Below are 16218 nucleotides of genomic sequence, written 5' to 3'. Positions count from 1 at the left end.
CACGACACACCCCGGCACCAGACACACTTGACAAATTACATAGGGACACCCCCCCGCAGACTTTCCAGACGGGCGAGTTCAAGTGAACGCCGCAACATTGTGGAGTAGCCCCATATTCCGTACGCACATAATCCGGTCTCCCGGAACACCGGAATCTCGATGCTCTGACATCGCCAATGCGAAATCAACGCCACTCAGCACTCGTCACTCGCACAATGACACTCCCGGAGCGGTGTACCAGAGACGACAGCACATTTTCCTCAAGCAGTGACACTGGAATGTAGTCGTTCGACGTACCTTCTTGAAGCTTCAGTCCCAGTGCCCAACCTGTTTCGCCCACGAAAATAGCAACAGAGCTTTTCGCGGACTGAACGATATACGCTTGCTGCTCCGAGAGCCCGGAGAGCAACGCGTCGAAAGCAACCGGGGCAACGCGGATTTTCTTGCCGCTATTGCTTAGCCCCTTCTCCAAACTGATGGCACGTGAGCCATGATGATGGGCGAAATCGATTCTTCCTAAAGGCAGTGGCCTTCCGCTCTGCATGAAATCATAAAACCGCGACTGCCGGTCACGACAGGTCTTGTCCTGTGATGCAAACACCTCGAAGCCACAGAGATGGGCAAAATTGCCTTTCGTGAACACAATGCGGACGACGGAACCATCATCACCAGAAAGCGTCAACGTGCCGGCATGAACAAGCTGCAAATACTGAGGGAACACCTCCCGGCGTATCTGCGTCAGGAGACGCTTCTTCTCTTTGCTGTAGTTGACCATCGGCATCTTTCAGGCAAAAGAACGGGGCGGGATTTGATTCCCGCCCCGTTCTCGGGTCTGTGCCCACTGCGTAGGCCGGTCGCCGCACTCTCGCACGACGTGCGCTCGCCTTCCGTGTCTCAACGGTTTCACACAGGCGGGATGCTACACCTTCCTCACGGGTTATCGGCCCTTTCGGGCCGGCGAAGGTATCCGGCAGTGACCTCGTGCAAGCCATTCCGCCCGCCCCGACCGACCGGGAAGCCGGATTGGGGGATGACTGAAAGACTTGTCATGACTATCATATGGCATCCGCAAATCCGAAGTCAACCACGCCGCGCAAGCCTTGCAAGCATGTTCGCGGACAGCCTTCGCGCCAGAATACGACGTCGCCGCCGCACATAATGATTGCCAACGGTCGACAGAACTTGCCACGGGCCTTGACGAGCGCAGCCCTCTCTAGTCAATCGACAACCCCGACACCAACAGTTTCCTCGGATTCCCGGCAACCATCCGGTGCAAGTCGTCTTCGCTTACCCCCATCGCGTTGAGCCGTTCCAAGAACGTTGCAAGCCCGTCGACAGGCCCCACCGCCCCGGCCTGTCCCAAATCGCTGGACAGGATGACATGCTCCGCGCCGAGGTACCGTATACTTTCCACGATCTGCCGCCAAGGACACAACCCGTGCAACGGCGTGAAATAGCAGTGTTCCACCATCGCCCCGCAGTCCACGTACCGCCGTTGCATCGAAATAGATGCTTTCGTAATCGGCAGCGATGCGTGGGTCACCAGGATCCGCCGGATGCCCATCTGCGCGGCCTGCCGGATCAAGACAAGACTTTCATGAGGCGACAAATGCCCGGTGGCGAGCACCATGTCGAACGCCTTGATGCATTCAAGCACCGCCATGGTTTGCGCGGTGAGATTCCCCTCATCATCAAGGACACTGATTCCCGGTTCCCGCACCGGCAACCGATTGGACGCCCCCAGGCGCGGCCCCGTGGCATGCCGGTTCGCATACCGCGCGTCATTGTCGGCATCCACCGTGGGAAACCAGACGATCCTTCCTCCCATGCGACCGCACGCATACACCGCCGCGGCATTGAGCCCGCCCACAGGGTGATTGAGCACAATGCCGCCGAACACCCGGAAATCCGTCCCCGGATGCAGCGACCGAATCGCCTCGCTCGCCACCGCGGCCCTCGCACTGGAATCGCCTTGGTGACATTTGCTGACGAACCCCGCCATGCCCGCGCACATCGCCCGTTGAGCCAGTGCGATATCCGTCATGCTTCTTGACGCGACATCCGGCATGGTGTGGGCATGCATATCGATTGCATCCCTGATCAGATCGATTCTCATCGCCTCAACCCCCGTAGCATCAGCCTTCATAGCATCAACCTTTGCAGCCTTAACTCCATCACTCTCAGTTCTCGCACCCGGCCTGCCTGTCTTTGATGTATGCGATGAAATTGCGTTCCGCCGCCGACAATCCCCCGTCGTTTCGCCAGATGAGACGGACTTCGGACAGCGTTTCCTCGCACAGTGGCTTCGCGACAAGCCCACGTCCCGTACCATTGGCGAGCGCCGACTCAGGAAGAATCGCGACGCCCAGATTCTTCTCGACCAAAACCAGCGCGTTCATCAGCGGGGAGAACTCGCAGAAAATATCCACCGGCAGACCGGCTTTCTCGAAACCCTGCCGGATTTCAGCGCACCTGGTTGTCGGAACAATCAGGCGTTCACGGCTCAGATCCTCCAACGTGACATCCCCATCCTTGGCGCACAACGGGTTCTCGGCGGAAACGACGGCGGTCCAACGTTCCGTGGCGATACGAATCGACCCGTACTGATGACTCTGATGGCCCTCATGGCTCTGAGCATCCTGACGATCCGACGAAACCGCCGTACGAATCAACGCGATATCAATCAGATGTCTGCGTAACCGTTCGATGACATCCTCCGTATTCGCGGTCCAGATATGATAACTGACATTCGGCGAACCGCCGCTGAATCCCTCAATCCATTCGGGCAGATACACCGTTCCCGCCGTCTCGATCGCCCCGATGTATATCCGGCCGGAAGTCCCCTCGCTCATCTCATGCAGTTGAGCGACCGTCTTCTCCTCGAATTGCAGCATCTGCCGGCACTGTCGCATCAGATACGACCCCTCTTTGGTGATATGCAGCCTTTTCTTCTCGCGCGTGAACAATTGCACGCCGAGCTGCTGTTCCATCCGTTTGAGCCGTCGCGTCAGATGCGGCTGGGTGACGCCCAGTTCCTTCGCGGCACGGGTCAGATTCTCATGCTGCGCGATGGCGAGGAACATGATCATATCCTGCGAATCCATTATTCCGTCCTCCCCCACACGCAATCCGCGTCCGTCAAGCGCCCGGACAACCCCGCAAACAGATTGTCCACCGCCTTGTTACCCACCCGTTCCAACGCCTCCTCGGTGCTTCCACCGATATGCAGCGTGCTGATGAAATTCGGCAGATGCAGCAGCGGGGTCTTGGGATCGGGGATTCCGTCAGTGAAGACATCGCACGCCGCACCGGCGATCCTGCCTTGACAGAGCGCATGGTACAGGGCCTGCTCATCCACGATTCCCCCGCGCGCGGTGTTCACCAGCAGCAGGCCGGGTTTGGCATGCGCGAGCGCTCGCTGCCCGATCATACCTTCCGTCTCTTGGTTGAGCGGGACATGTACGCTGACGACATCCGCTGCGGCGAACAAATCGTCCAAAGTGTCTATTTTCGTCATTCCCAGGTCTACCAATTCCCTCGCCGACTTGTGGGGGTTGTAGCACAGGATCATGCATCCGAACGCAAGACGCATGATGGTTGCGACACGCTGGGCGATATGGCCCGAACCGACCAGGGCGATGCGTTTGCCCCAGATTTCATGTCCTATGGTCTGGGTTTCGCCGAACGATGTGAGTTTCCCCGCTTCGACGCAACCGTTGATGTATTTGAGTTTCCGCGATAAGGCAAGCATCATGGATACCGCAAGCTCCGCCACGGATTGCGCACTCTGCCCGGGGACGTTTGTCACGGGGATGCTAAGCTCTTTGGCGGTTTTCACATCGATATGGTCAAGCCCGACGCCGTGCATGGAAACCACCCGAAGTTTACTCGCGCGCCGCAGAATATCGCCGGTCACCTCGGCTCGCCTGACGATGATGCCATCGAGCTGTTCAGGATGGTCGAAGGTATCGACGATGGTGTATTTTGCTTCGATCCTCCGTCTGGCGGACGGCGCAATATATTCGCTGAGATAGATGTTCATCGCTTGGATTGCTCTTTCATTCCCCTCCGTATGTTGACAGCGCAGCCGGGATGCTGCGCACGATCGGCACATCACATGACGGGACGGCTCATTCTCCGCACTGGCGATGACGCAAGGCGGCGACATGTCAACGAAGGATGCATCCGCATCACGTGATGAGCATAACGCAGCACCACTCATACGTCCAATGCCAAAATCGCTCATACTTCATGCCGATTTCGTATATGTCAGATTTGTGATGCATACGAACGAGGATTCGAAGGGATTCTGCCTTCCTGCGGATGATTTTCCAACAGGAACGTTGAAATTGCACGATTCGGAAATATCGCCCCTGAAACCGGTATCGATAGAACACCGACGAAACCGGATCGACGCGATATTCTCCCGCGCCGACCTGAGATGCTATCGTATGTCTTTCGATATCGAGACGATCCCCTACATCCGAACAGGGCGAGACACGTCGAATATCCGAACAATGAAGCCCAAGGCAATCCTTCGGTCTTGCAGCCCCCGCGACCCACCCCACATAAAAAGCCGGCGGACAACCGCACCGCAATGGTGCGCCCGTCCGCCGGCTTGTTGCAATAGATTACTCAGGCGAAGTCTGTGCCCGTTTGCCCGGGCGAGAACAGGTCCTCGACATTGTGCCAGATCTGCCGTGTGACAGCCGGCTTGTTCATCGAGTACAGATGCACCCCGTCAACACCGTGGGCCACAAGATCGGCAATCTGGTTCGACGCATAGATGACACCCGCCTGCTTGAGTGTCTTCGGGTCGTCGCCCCACTTGTCAAGCAAGGATTCCAGGGCCAGCGGCACACGTGACGAGCACATGCGCACCATGCGCCTGATCTGCTTGGCATTGGTCACCGGCATGATGCCCGCCTCGATCGGTACATCGATGCCTGCTGCACGCGCCTTGTCGAGGAAGTGGTAGAAGTCCGCGTTGTCATAGAACAACTGGGAAATCAGGTGGCTTGCGCCCGCATCAACCTTGATTTTGAGATTGCGTATGTCCTCATCAAGGTCGCTCGCCTGCGGGTGACACTCCGGGTAGCATGCCCCGAAAATCGTCATATCCGGGTCATGCTCTCGGATGTACGCGACCAAATCACTGGCATGTTCGAACGCGCCCGCAGGTTCGCGATCAGGCACCGGGTCGCCTCGCAGCGCGAGCACCGCGGACACCCCCGCCTGCCTGAACATGTCAAGCGCCTCGTCGACCTGTTCCCGCGTAGTGTACTGCGCGGTCAGATGTGCGACGGCGGGAATGTCATACTCCTTGCGGATGGTGTTCGCGATGCGCGCGGTCGCCGTCCGGTCAGACGACTTGCCGGTTCCGTAGGTCACCGAAATGAAGTCGGGGTTGAGTCCTTGCAACCCGTCGAGCGTGTCGTAGATGGTTCCCACCGGCGCATTACGCTTGGGTGGGAACACCTCGATGGAGAACATCGGCTGGTGCATGTCACTTCCCCAGTCTTGCGCGCACCGCCTTGGCGGCGGCGACCAGATGCTCCAGGCTCGGCCAAGTTTCCGCGTTGCCACGGGTCTTCAGGCCGCAGTCGGGGTTGATCCACACCTTGTTGACGTCCATCTTGGCGAGGATCTCGTCGATGCGATGCTCGATCTCGGCTTCGCTCGGGATACGCGGCGAGTGGATGTCGTACACGCCCGGACCGGCCTCAGTCTCGAAGTTCGCGTCATGAATCGCGTCGAGCACGACCAGATCGCCACGGGAGGCTTCGAAGGAGATGACGTCCGCGTCCATCGCGTCGATATCGCGGATGATGTCGTTGAACTCCGAATAGCACATATGCGTGTGGATCTGCGTGGTGGGCTTCACGGCGGAGTGCACGAGACGGAACGCCGGAATCGCCCAATCCAGGTACTTCTTGTGCCAGTCGCTCTTGCGCAGCGGCAGCTTCTCGCGCAGGGCGGCCTCATCGATCTGGATGACCTTGATGCCGGCCTTCTCCAGATCGAGCACCTCGTCGCGGATGGCGAGCGCCAGCTGCTGGGTCTGCAGTTCATGGCTGACGTCCTCACGCGGCCAGGACCAGTTGAGGATGGTGACCGGGCCGGTGAGCATGCCCTTCATGATGTGCTTGGTGCGTGACTGCGCGTAGGCGCTCCATGCGACGGTGATCGGTTCTGCGCGGGAGACGTCGCCCCACACGATTGGAGGCTTCACGCAACGGGTGCCGTAGGACTGCACCCATGCATTCTTGGTGAACAGGAAGCCGTTGAGATGCTGGCCGAAGTATTCGACCATGTCGTTGCGTTCGAATTCGCCGTGGACGAGCACGTCGAGGCCGATCTGCTCCTGATGTTTGATGCATTCGTCGATCTGCTGCTTGATGAACTCGTCGTACTGTTCACGGGTGATTTCACCCTTGCGCAGACGTGCACGTTCGGCGCGCACTTCCTTGGTTTGCGGGAAGGAGCCGATGGTTGTGGTCGGCAGCAGCGGCAGGCCGAGCGCCTCACGCTGCAGCTTCTGGCGTTCCGCGCGGGCCGGCTGACGAACGAAGTCATCTGCATTCAGCGCGGCGAGACGCTTGGCGACCGCCTGGTCCGGGGTGACACGGGTGCCGTCGAACAGAGCCTGGTTGTCGGCGAGCGCCTGGGCGTTGCGGCGTGCGGTATCGTCTTGGTCGGCGAGCACCGCGATGTCGTGCAGTTCGCCGAGCTTTTCCACAGCGAATGCGAAATGCTTGAGCACCTGCGGCTCGAGCCCGGTTTCCCCTTCGGTGCTGAACGGCACGTGCAGCAGGGAGCATGCGGTGGATACGGCGATGTCGTCGGTTTTGGTACGCAGCGCGTCGATTACGCCGAGGCTGACGGCATAATTGTTGCGCCAGATATTGCGTCCGTTGACAACGCCTGCGAAAATGGTCGTGCCTTCGGCGACGCCGTACTTGTCCACGGCGGCGAGGTTCTCGTCCTTGCCTTCGATCAGGTCGAGCCCGATGCCGTCGAAGCCCAGCAGGTTCACGGTTTCGTAAATGTCGGCGATGTGGCCGAAGTACGTGTTGAGCAGCAGCTTGACCTTGCCGTCGCGTGCGGGCAGGATCTTGGAATACAGGCTCTTGAACAGTTCGACATCTCCGTCTTCCTTGTCGAGCACGAGGTACGGCTCGTCGAACTGCACCCACTGGGCGCCGAGCTCAGCGAACTTGCCGAGCACCTGCGCGTAGACGGAGGCGATGTCGTTGATCAGGCCGCGGTCGAATTCGAGTTCCTCGGCCTGCGGGTTGCGGGCGAGCTTGAGGAAGGTGTATGGGCCGATGAGTACCGGCTTGGTGATAATGCCCAGCGCCTTCGCCTCGTTGAATTCGTCGAACGGCTTGGTGCTGGCGAGGTGGATCTGCGTGGAGCTTTCGATTTCCGGCACGATGTAGTGATAGTTCGTGGTGAACCATTTCTTCATCGGCAGCGCGGTCACGTCACCCTTGTCGCCCTGGTAGCCACGGCCGATGGCGAACAGCGTGTCCTCAGGCTGGTCGAAGCCCAGGCGCTGGTAGCGCGCCGGGACGGCGCCCAGCAGAATCGCGGTGTCGAGCATCTGGTCGTAATAGCTGAAATCATTGCTAGGGATGAGGTCGATGCCGGCTTCCTGCTGAAGCTTCCAATGGTTGGCGCGCAGCTGCTTCGCGGTGGTACGCACGTCTCCGAGTGTCTTGGCGCCTTTCCAATACCCCTCGATGACCTTCTTCAGCTCTCGGTTGCTACCGATGCGCGGGAACCCGGAAACAGAAGTCAGTGCTGTCATATGGCTGTCCTCCAAAATCGAAACGGATATCTATTGCAACGCGCTCACCATATCAAAAATCCGCGTGACAAGGTCATCAGCCGATTATGGGTGTCGTTATAAGACTGACTTATATCCATGGGATTCCAGACGCTGTCGGCTTAGGCATCGAACAGATGGATACCTCGTATTAAGCACGGTTTTCTGCGGATTGTCGTCGGTCTAGGCGGTTGGTATGTGATCTCGTCGCACGGCTTTCCCGCTAGGGTGCCATCAACCGACTGGGCAGCATCAGGCTGCGAATACCGTCAGATGAAAAACTTGGTCTGATATCAAAGTTCAAGTTATCACCATGCGACGCAGATGATTCTCGATCCTCACGAACATAGATGACCACAAACGTAGCTGACCACGCCGCCTCATGCTCACTCACACGTTATCCGGTGCACCTATTACTTGCCGTTGCTTCATTCCTAGCAGCAGGCACCTCAGTCGCTGAAATCCTTAGGATTGAGCACTGCAAGCAGATCCGCCGCATGCACCTGCCAGCTTGAGAACGGTTGATTGGATCCGAATACCACCACCGATGCCGGGGACAACCCCAGCTGAAGCCGGTCAAGTACCGACTGCTCCGAACGTTCCGATGCAATCCATTCGGATGCGATGGATACCGTGGGTTCATGGCCGACGACCATGAGTTTGTGGTATTTATCCGGCGTGCGCGCGATTTCGTCGAACACCGCCTGGACTCCGCCCTCATACAGGCTCTGCCGATAATCTACCTGCGGTCCGTCGCCGAACACCTTGAGCATCCGGTCCAGCGTCTGCTGGGCGCGAACCGCCCCAGAGCACGCGATTCGGTCAGGAACCAGTCCGAGCGACTCGATTCCACGTGCCACGTTTTTCGCCTGTTTGCGGCCTTTGTCCGTCAGCTCACGGGCACGGTCCCCCGCCAGATTCGCCGGTTCGGTTTTCGCGTGACGCATCACTAGCAGCACGTACCGATATTGGTCCGCTGTCTTGGCGATGTTCTTCAGTGATTGTGCCATTTCCTGCCTCTTTCGACTTGCTTTGTCCTTATTCCAACTCCGAGGAAGCATCATCCGCGGATGTGGCGGCACCGGATTGCTGCCCTGATTGTTTGGAGGAGATGTTGGCGACCTGCGCATCGAGGTCGCGGAGGACTTTGCGCAGTTTTCTATCGGAGATATCGCGCAGTTCCAAGTCTTCGAGCTGCGCTGCACGCTGCTGCGCACTCAACTCGTCAACGTCGGTGGTCGTGTCCTTCGTGGCGCGATCCCGCTTATGCAATGCGTGGCATCCTTCGGCCATGGCGCGGGTGATGATGAGGAAGCCGGTATGCCCGATCATCTGATGATCCGGGCGAACGGCCAAACCTTGTGCCTTCCAGCTGCGTTCCAGCGTTTCCTGGATGTCCGGCTCGGTCCACACCCCCGTCTGCCGCAGGGATTCGGCCATACGACTCAACTGCGTGGTCGTGGTGACGTAGGCGACAAGCACCCCGCCGGGGGCGATGACACGATACGCCTGTTCCAGACGATTCCACGGATCAAGCATGTCGAGCACGATTCTGTCGAAGGCATGCTCCGGCAGTTCGCGTGCGACACTGTCAAAATCCCCGATGCGCAAATCCCACCATCCAGGACGCTCACCGAAATACACGGTGGCGTTCCCGAGGGCGACCTTCGCGAATTCCGGCCTCATTTCGATGGTGGTCAGTGACCCTTCGCACCCCACGGCATCCAGCAGGTTCAGACTCATGGCTCCGGACCCCGCGCCGGACTCCAGAACCTTCATGCTTCGCCTGATGTCCCCCAACTGGATGACCTGCGCGATGTCTTTCGGATACATAATCTGCGCGCCTCTGGGCATGGACAGCACATAATCGGCCAGACGCGGACGCATCACCGCGTACTCCCACCCGCCGATCGCGCGTGCGGACTTCCATGGTTTGCCTTCATCACGTTCGGGATGCTGTTGGTTGATCTGTGCCTCACGTTTCGCTCTGACAGTCGTGACCACAATCCCCTCGGTCCGTCCGATGATCTGGTCATGCATGATCAAGCCGTGTTCGGTTTGGGTCGTACCGCCTGCAATCAGCTGGTCGGTGATCCGCTTGCCTTTCCGGTCGGTGAATTGCACCTTCTCACCGGCCTGCAACACTCCTCGGTTCGGCATACTGTCCTTTCCCCGCGTACTACGCGCTGTTCGTTACTCTGTGTCTATGCTATCGCCGTCGGCGAAGTCCCGTCGACGAACCCGCTTCCCCGTTTGAGCGAGTCATCGTTTCCAATCATCGCCGCCAATCACCGTCTCCACGCGAACCAGCTCTGGCAGGATGGCGAATCCGATGCTGCATCAGACGGCGTAGGCACCCCACCTGTTGTGCTCATGGGTGACGTTGAGCCGCAAGCCGAATATGCCGCTGAGCCGTTCAGAGGTGAATCCGCGCTCAAGATCGCCTGCGTAGACGATGGTGCCCGGTTGCGGGTCTCCCCCGGCGACGTTGGTTTCGTAAGCGTCCGCTTCGGAGCCTTCAAGTCTGCCCATGATCGCGACATGGTCGAACCCTTGGGGGATTTCTTCCAGCCGATGCGTCACGAGCACCACGGTCCGATCCCTGTCTTCCCTGCCGATTCTGGCGAGCGCTCGAAGCGCGATTTCACGACCGCCCAGATCAAGACCAGTTGTCGGCTCGTCGAGGATCAGCAGTTGAGGATCAGCCATCAGCGCTCGGCAGATGAGTACACGTGTGCGTTCCCCCTCAGACAGGCGATACATTTGCTTGCCTTCGAGATAGGAGATATTGAATTTCGCCATCAGCCGCCGCGCTTGTTGATACTCCTCGGGAGTATACGTATCACGCCAACGGCCCAAGGTGGCAGTGAGTGCGGTGACGACTGCGTCCAACGGGTCCTCTTGCGGGGGCAGTTCCCTGGCGAGCGACGCGGAGCTCAATCCGATCAGGGGACGGTAGGAGAACACGTCGACTTTGCCAAGCCTGTTGCCGAGGATGTCAACCGTGCCCTCCGAGGGGAATCCTCTGGTGCTCATCATGTTGACGAGCGTGGATTTTCCGATGCCGTTCGGGCCGAACAACACCCATTTCTCCCCTCGAGCGATGGTCAGGTTCACATCGGTGAGAATCACCCTGCCTCGTCTGCGGAATTCGACGCCGGACAGTTTGATCGCCGGGGTCTCGCTCCCGGTGGGATTGAGATCATATCCGCGCACAGCATCGCGTCCGGACGATTCGCGCTTGCCGTGCCCCGGTGTCGCTCCCGTTGGTGTAGGTTCAGTCCTGCTCATTTCAAGCCATCCTTTGTTCGTACGTTGAGTGTTTGCACTTGGTCGGCAATTGACCGTCCCATACCGTCTCAGCGTTGTCCGCCATACAGCTGCCAAGGCGCCCTCGGTGAGTGTATTCCGCCACGCCGAGGACGGATGCAAGACGGGATCTTCTATTCGAAGATACGCAATGATCCGCGCGGTGCTGTCAGTATCAAGAGACCACGACCGCCGTGCCGCTCGCGGTGACCATCAGCATGTTCGAGCCTTCGCCTAAAGTCTCGTAGTCGATGTCAACGCCGACTACGGCGTTCGCGCCATACTGTTGGGCGCGCTGCGCCATCTCGTTGAGCGCCTGCTCGCGCGCTTTCATGAGTTCATCCTCGTATGACTGAGAACGGCCTCCGAAGAAGTTCCTGGCTCCGGCGAACATGTCTTTGACGACGTTGACGCCTGAGACGACTTCGCCAAAGACAATGGGCTTGTATTCGACGATGGCGTGGCCTTCGATGGTGGGGGTGGTGGTCAGGATCATCAGCTTGCCTTTCTCATGGTCATGGCTCTTGCACGTGAAATGTCGGTGTATGGCCATTCTATCCCGGCGACACGCCGAGAAAAATAACCGGATATCGTGTGCTGACACGACTTGCATAGACGTCCCGACGAGTACCATGGTGGATGACCTGATTGAAACGTTCATCGACGAAGTGGTTGAAAGGACCGGCCAAATATGAATTCACCAATGATTAGACCGATACTGTACATGATTCTCGGCGCGTTGCTGCTCATCAAACCGGATTCCAGCCTGCTGTTGGTGCAGCTCACAGGAGTTGCGCTGATCCTGTGCGCGGTATTTCTCGGCTATACCGGTCTGAAAGCTCACAAATCGGGCGACGATACAACCGGCAACGAGTCAACGCTGACGCTGTTCTCGTGCGCGGTATGTGCTGTGGTCGGTGTCGTATTCCTGATTTCGCCTGGTGTGTTCGTCTCATTGGTGTTTGTGGCGCTGGGCATCATCATCATGGTGTCCGCGGCATTGGATCTGGTGCCTGTCCTGCGAGAAGGCCGTGCCTCTCAGCAGCTTGGCACGGTTATCCTTGATATTGTCGCCCTCGTCGTGGGGTTGGCTATTATGATTCATCCCGGCGGAGCGAACGACATGCTGTGGCGGATCATCGGACTGTTGTTGCTCATCAACGGCGTGCTGGGACTGGTCGATATCATACGGAATCCGCGTCGTACTGTCGTGGATACGACAACGGCTGACAGCAACAATCAGTAAGCTCGACAGCAGCCGCGAGAGATGGTTCCGCCCGCGCGTCGGCAAGATTGGCCTGCAAGCGCCCGTGCGGAACCGCAATGCTGCATGCATTATTCCGCACGCCCAGCCAATACCGCACTACAACAGGTGGATGAGCACCATATAGCACAGCGTTCCCCCGACCATCGGCGTCAGCATGTCACGTCTCCACGCGTATAAACCCGTGACGACAAGCAGGGAAACGAGTTCCGGCAAACCGTGTGAACCGCTGGTGACGCTCACATTCCTCAGGCAATAGACGATGAGCAGCCCGAACACCGCAGGCGCCAACACTTTGCCCAGATACTTGATGACCGGCGGTATCGGGCGGTTTTCCGAAAACACGAGATACGGGGTGAACCGTGTGGACACTGTACCCAGAATCACCACGAGTATCGTGATTAGTTGCTGTTGCCAAGTCATGGTCGCCCCTGAGGTTCAGTGCCGCGTTCCAACGGACGCCGTATAGCCAGCAGCAGCACAAGGATGATGGCCATGGCGGGGATGATGAAGCGTTCCGGACCGAACACCAGCAACGCGGCGAGCGAGCCCACGACCCCGATGAGTTCGCAGATGTGGTCAGTCAATACGTGGCGCAACGACGTGCCATCCTGGAACCATTGCTGCAGGAAAATCACCATGAACATCGCCGTCATCACGAAATCAAGACCGCTGATATCCACAGTGATGAGACTGCCAAAAACAGCGCCTGCCGCTGATCCCACGACCCAGTACATCTGGTCGAGGAAGGAAACCCAGAAGTAGAACCATCCGCGGTCCACGTGCCGGTCGCACGGAATGCGGGCGGAGTAATTCACCGAGAACGTCTCATCGCTCGTCGTAAAGATGAGATACGGCTTTTTCCAACCCATATTCCGGTATTTGCCAAGCATGGCGATCCCGTAGAACAGGTGGCGCGCCCCGACCACCACAGCTGTCAGGAGCGCAGACAAGGGGTTAAACGACGATGACAGGATTCCTACGAGGAGGAATTCCATCGAACCGGTGTAAATCACCAAGGCGGTGACAATCGGGAGCCAGAACGGGAATCCGTGAGTGGTCATCAACACCCCATACGTGATACCCAGGAACAGGTATCCGGTTAAGACCGGCAGCGTGTTCGGCCATGCCCACCGCAGGGCAGTCAGGATGCGGTCGCGCCTCGATCCGGTTGAGGTGCGAGAGGCGAATCCGGAAGCGGACGCAGAATCGCCGTCAATATCGTGTTCGACGGCATTGTCGGTAACTTGTCCGGAAGCGGATCCGGCGGAATAACCGTTGGGATCACCGGATACAACGTCACGGTCGGCAACAGCACAATCCATGATTCCACCATGTTCAGCGCCGGTTGAATCCACGGCCTTCCGTTCGTCATCGGCGGAACCGGAAATCGCGGAATGCACTAATCCATCTGCGGTATCGGCGCTTTGTGTTTGTGCATCTCGGACAGCATCAACGGCTGTATGCTCGCTCATATTCCTCCTTTCCCGGTTTCGGTAGCGGAGCATATTGTGCCACTAGGGAGTTCCGCCCCACAGTAAGTCGAAGGCCGTCTGACGGTCGTAACCCGTCAGACGGCCTCGCCTCGTTGGAGCTACTGATTGGCGTTATTTCTTACGCGGCACATAAATCTGATGATCGATCAGATCCTTGTAATGCTCGACAATCGCCTGGCGCCGCGCCTTGAGGCTCGCCGTTAGCATGCCGTTCTGCTCGGTGAAGGTGTCCGGCAGGATTTCGAACTTTCTGATGGATTCAGCCCTGGATACCAGCTCGTTCGCCTTGTTGACCGCGCGCTCAACTTCCGAGTAGATAATCGGATTGCGGCTGGCTTCGTCAAGATCCTTGCACGGTTCTGCACCTTGGGATTCAAGCCATGCGTTGGCGTCGGCCAAATCAATTGTCACCAGTGCAGCGATGAACGGCTTACGGTCACCGATCACCACACACTGATCGACAACAGGGGATGTCATGACGCTGGCTTCGACCTCGCCCGGAGACATGTTCTTGCCGCCTGCGGTGATGATGATATCTTTCTTGCGCCCGGTGACTTTGATGTACCCGTCTTCGCTGATATCTCCCAAATCGCCTGTGTGCAGCCATCCGTCGACAATCTGGCTCTTGGTGATTTCAGGATGGTTGTGGTAGCCGATGCAAACGGCCGGGCTCTTGATGCACAGCTCGTCATCATCGGCGACTGCGAAACTCACTCCCTGGAACGGCTTGCCCAATGTGCCGATTCGATAGCCGACCGTCGGATTGACGCATGCAGGAGCGCAGGTCTCAGTCATGCCGTAGCCTTCCAGCAAGGGCAGGCCGACGCCGTTGAAGAAGTGCGCGATGGACATGTCCAAAGGAGCGCCGCCGCACACCGCGTATTCGCATTGCCCGCCGAAGACATCCATAATCTGCTTGTAGACGAGCTGGTTGTAGATGGCATGCTGAATCCGCAGGGAAATCGGAATGTTGCCACTCTGCTGGGCACGGGACCATGCACGCGCGACATTGGTTGCACGGGCGAAAATCCGTCCTTTGGTGCCTTTACCGGCCTTCTGTGAGGCGGCGTTGTAGATCTTCTCGAACACTCGCGGCACAGCAAGGACGAAGGTCGGCTTGAACGCGTGGAAATCAGCGAGCATCGACTTGAAATTGCTGGACAGACCGAGCGTCACATTCCCAGCGAAACACACATACTGCATGTATCGCGCGAAGACGTGGGCTAGCGGAAGGAATAGCCACAGACGGCGACCGGGCTTGGTGACGACATCAGGCATGGTGATCGTGCCGGACATCACGATGAATACGAAATTGCCGTGGCTCAGTTCGATACCCTTCGGAGTACCGGTAGAACCGGACGTATAGACGATGGTCGCGAGATCGTCACCCTTGACAGCGTGCGCACGTTCATAGAACTCTCGATCGGACACGCCTTTGCCGAAAGTCTCAATGGCGTCAAGTGCATCAATCGCAATGACATAGACGTCTCCCAGCTCAGGGCATTCCTGACGGACAGACTCGATTTTGTCACGCTGGCTGTCGTCTTCGGCAAAAGCCATGCGCACATGCGAATCGTTGAAAATCATGCGGACTTGTGCAGGAGAGTTGGTCTCATACACCGGAACGGTGACTGCGCCAATGGACATGATGGCCAAATCAAGTGCAGTCCATTGCCATGATGTATGGGCGATGATGCCGACCGAATCGCCCGGCATAATGCCGCGCGCGATCAGTCCTTTGGCCAAGGCCACGACTTTGTCCTTAAATTCAAGGGCTGTGAAGTGCTGCCAGCTGCCGTCAGCACCATGATATTCAATCAGCGTATCTTCCGGAGTCCGTTCGGCACGATCCTCAAGGATGGTGAAGATGCTGCGATCTGCATTGATCGGTGTGGTGAGTGGCTCGGTGTATTCCTTGATTATCTTGCTCGTCATGTATTCTCCTGTGGGACGAATCCCGTAGGCCTTGCAATCACATGATGATCACGAGGCCATGATGTATGGACATATCCATAAACAGTCTAATAGAAGGTGCCAATTTCAGTGTGGCGTGTTGTTCTGCGTGTCAACACAGCCTGCACGGATCCGGCAGTTCGCAATCATTCTGAGAGACCCCTTTCCCACGTGTTGAAGGTATGAGTTCTCTGACACTGGTTACTCTGCCGGGTTGTTTTCCATGACCGGTTTGGATGGTTCTGTATTCAGTCCACGCTGCTAATGATAATTCCTGAGGGTTGTATGCCTACGCAGATGCGGTGTATATGGTTTGCGTGCGCTGGGCATTGCAGCATGATGTGTTGCCGTTGCCGAAGTCTGTG

The 16218-nt window shown here is 57.8% G+C and carries 14 protein-coding genes; 1 reads left to right on the top strand and 13 read right to left on the bottom strand.

The window, feature by feature from the left end; all coding sequences use genetic code 11:
- Positions 1–184: 184 nt before the first annotated feature.
- From ACI38B_RS01780 to ACI38B_RS01735, 10 genes are all read right to left on the bottom strand, one after another.
- Positions 185–775, bottom strand: a complete 591-nt coding sequence (locus tag ACI38B_RS01780; RefSeq protein WP_439729269.1) for a hypothetical protein — start codon at positions 773–775, stop codon at positions 185–187.
- A 438-nt stretch (positions 776–1213) separates the two neighbouring features.
- A complete protein-coding gene (locus ACI38B_RS01775; RefSeq protein WP_439729268.1) occupies positions 1214–2146 on the bottom strand; it encodes a DUF6282 family protein in 933 nt (310 codons plus the stop codon).
- A gap of 34 nt (positions 2147–2180) precedes the next feature.
- Positions 2181–3104, bottom strand: coding sequence for a LysR family transcriptional regulator (locus tag ACI38B_RS01770; RefSeq protein WP_439729267.1), 924 nt, complete (start codon positions 3102–3104; stop codon positions 2181–2183).
- Positions 3104–4042: an NAD(P)-dependent oxidoreductase gene (locus ACI38B_RS01765; RefSeq protein WP_439729266.1), complete on the bottom strand. Its 939-nt coding sequence runs from the start codon at positions 4040–4042 to the stop codon at positions 3104–3106. Before ACI38B_RS01765 ends, ACI38B_RS01770 begins: the two co-directional genes overlap by 1 nt.
- A 593-nt stretch (positions 4043–4635) precedes the next feature.
- The gene (gene metF, locus ACI38B_RS01760) at positions 4636–5505 is read right to left on the bottom strand and encodes a methylenetetrahydrofolate reductase [NAD(P)H] (RefSeq protein WP_439729265.1); all 870 of its coding nucleotides are present in this window, start codon (positions 5503–5505) and stop codon (positions 4636–4638) included.
- A gap of 1 nt (position 5506) precedes the next feature.
- Positions 5507–7813: a 5-methyltetrahydropteroyltriglutamate--homocysteine S-methyltransferase gene (gene metE, locus ACI38B_RS01755; RefSeq protein ID WP_439729264.1), complete on the bottom strand. Its 2307-nt coding sequence runs from the start codon at positions 7811–7813 to the stop codon at positions 5507–5509.
- A gap of 467 nt (positions 7814–8280) precedes the next feature.
- On the bottom strand, positions 8281–8841 hold the full coding sequence (locus ACI38B_RS01750; RefSeq protein WP_439729263.1) for a SixA phosphatase family protein: 561 nt from the start codon (positions 8839–8841) through the stop codon (positions 8281–8283).
- A gap of 28 nt (positions 8842–8869) precedes the next feature.
- Positions 8870–9991 carry a tRNA (adenine-N1)-methyltransferase gene (locus ACI38B_RS01745; protein WP_439729262.1) on the bottom strand — a complete coding sequence of 374 codons (1122 nt, stop codon included), beginning with the start codon at positions 9989–9991 and terminating at the stop codon, positions 8870–8872.
- 180 nt (positions 9992–10171) lie between these two features.
- Complete coding sequence (locus ACI38B_RS01740; RefSeq protein WP_439729261.1) at positions 10172–11122, bottom strand: ABC transporter ATP-binding protein; 951 nt, start codon at positions 11120–11122, stop codon at positions 10172–10174.
- Between the two features lie 193 nt (positions 11123–11315).
- Positions 11316–11639, bottom strand: coding sequence for a putative heavy metal-binding protein (locus tag ACI38B_RS01735; RefSeq protein WP_202962331.1), 324 nt, complete (start codon positions 11637–11639; stop codon positions 11316–11318).
- Between the two features lie 204 nt (positions 11640–11843).
- On the opposite strand from ACI38B_RS01735, the gene ACI38B_RS01730 reads away from it, so the two are divergent.
- Positions 11844–12386: a DUF308 domain-containing protein gene (locus tag ACI38B_RS01730; RefSeq protein WP_439729260.1), complete on the top strand. Its 543-nt coding sequence runs from the start codon at positions 11844–11846 to the stop codon at positions 12384–12386.
- Positions 12387–12503: 117 nt separating this feature from the next.
- On the opposite strand, the gene ACI38B_RS01725 is transcribed toward ACI38B_RS01730, so the two are convergent.
- From ACI38B_RS01725 to ACI38B_RS01715, 3 genes are all read right to left on the bottom strand, one after another.
- The gene (locus tag ACI38B_RS01725; RefSeq protein ID WP_439729259.1) at positions 12504–12827 is read right to left on the bottom strand and encodes a branched-chain amino acid transporter permease; all 324 of its coding nucleotides are present in this window, start codon (positions 12825–12827) and stop codon (positions 12504–12506) included.
- Positions 12824–13879 (bottom strand): AzlC family ABC transporter permease, encoded by a 1056-nt coding sequence (locus ACI38B_RS01720; RefSeq protein ID WP_439729258.1) that lies wholly within the window; start codon positions 13877–13879, stop codon positions 12824–12826. Before ACI38B_RS01720 ends, ACI38B_RS01725 begins: the two co-directional genes overlap by 4 nt.
- Before the next feature lie 132 nt (positions 13880–14011).
- Entirely contained in the window at positions 14012–15835 is a 1824-nt protein-coding gene (locus ACI38B_RS01715; protein ID WP_439729257.1) for an AMP-dependent synthetase/ligase, read from the bottom strand.
- Positions 15836–16218: the final 383 nt, after the last annotated feature.

Source organism: Bifidobacterium sp., from assembly GCF_051876855.1.
In the GTDB taxonomy this organism is placed as follows: domain Bacteria; phylum Actinomycetota; class Actinomycetes; order Actinomycetales; family Bifidobacteriaceae; genus Bifidobacterium.
The sequence above is the reverse complement of the archived record's forward strand: the minus strand, read 5'-3'. Positions and strand labels throughout refer to the sequence as shown.

Bases quoted from the DNA above. Each gene is read 5' to 3' on its own strand.
- ACI38B_RS01780 (WP_439729269.1), bottom strand. From the start codon at position 775: ATGGTCAACTACAGCAAAGAGAAGAAGCGTCTCCTGACGCAGATACGC.
- ACI38B_RS01775 (WP_439729268.1), bottom strand. From the start codon at position 2,146: ATGAAGGCTGATGCTACGGGGGTTGAGGCGATGAGAATCGATCTGATC.
- ACI38B_RS01770 (WP_439729267.1), bottom strand. From the start codon at position 3,104: ATGGATTCGCAGGATATGATCATGTTCCTCGCCATCGCGCAGCATGAG.
- ACI38B_RS01765 (WP_439729266.1), bottom strand. From the start codon at position 4,042: ATGAACATCTATCTCAGCGAATATATTGCGCCGTCCGCCAGACGGAGG.
- metF (WP_439729265.1), bottom strand. From the start codon at position 5,505: ATGCACCAGCCGATGTTCTCCATCGAGGTGTTCCCACCCAAGCGTAAT.
- metE (WP_439729264.1), bottom strand. From the start codon at position 7,813: ATGACAGCACTGACTTCTGTTTCCGGGTTCCCGCGCATCGGTAGCAAC.
- ACI38B_RS01750 (WP_439729263.1), bottom strand. From the start codon at position 8,841: ATGGCACAATCACTGAAGAACATCGCCAAGACAGCGGACCAATATCGG.
- ACI38B_RS01745 (WP_439729262.1), bottom strand. From the start codon at position 9,991: ATGCCGAACCGAGGAGTGTTGCAGGCCGGTGAGAAGGTGCAATTCACC.
- ACI38B_RS01740 (WP_439729261.1), bottom strand. From the start codon at position 11,122: ATGAGCAGGACTGAACCTACACCAACGGGAGCGACACCGGGGCACGGC.
- ACI38B_RS01730 (WP_439729260.1), top strand. From the start codon at position 11,844: ATGATTAGACCGATACTGTACATGATTCTCGGCGCGTTGCTGCTCATC.
- ACI38B_RS01725 (WP_439729259.1), bottom strand. From the start codon at position 12,827: ATGACTTGGCAACAGCAACTAATCACGATACTCGTGGTGATTCTGGGT.
- ACI38B_RS01720 (WP_439729258.1), bottom strand. From the start codon at position 13,879: ATGAGCGAGCATACAGCCGTTGATGCTGTCCGAGATGCACAAACACAA.
- ACI38B_RS01715 (WP_439729257.1), bottom strand. From the start codon at position 15,835: ATGACGAGCAAGATAATCAAGGAATACACCGAGCCACTCACCACACCG.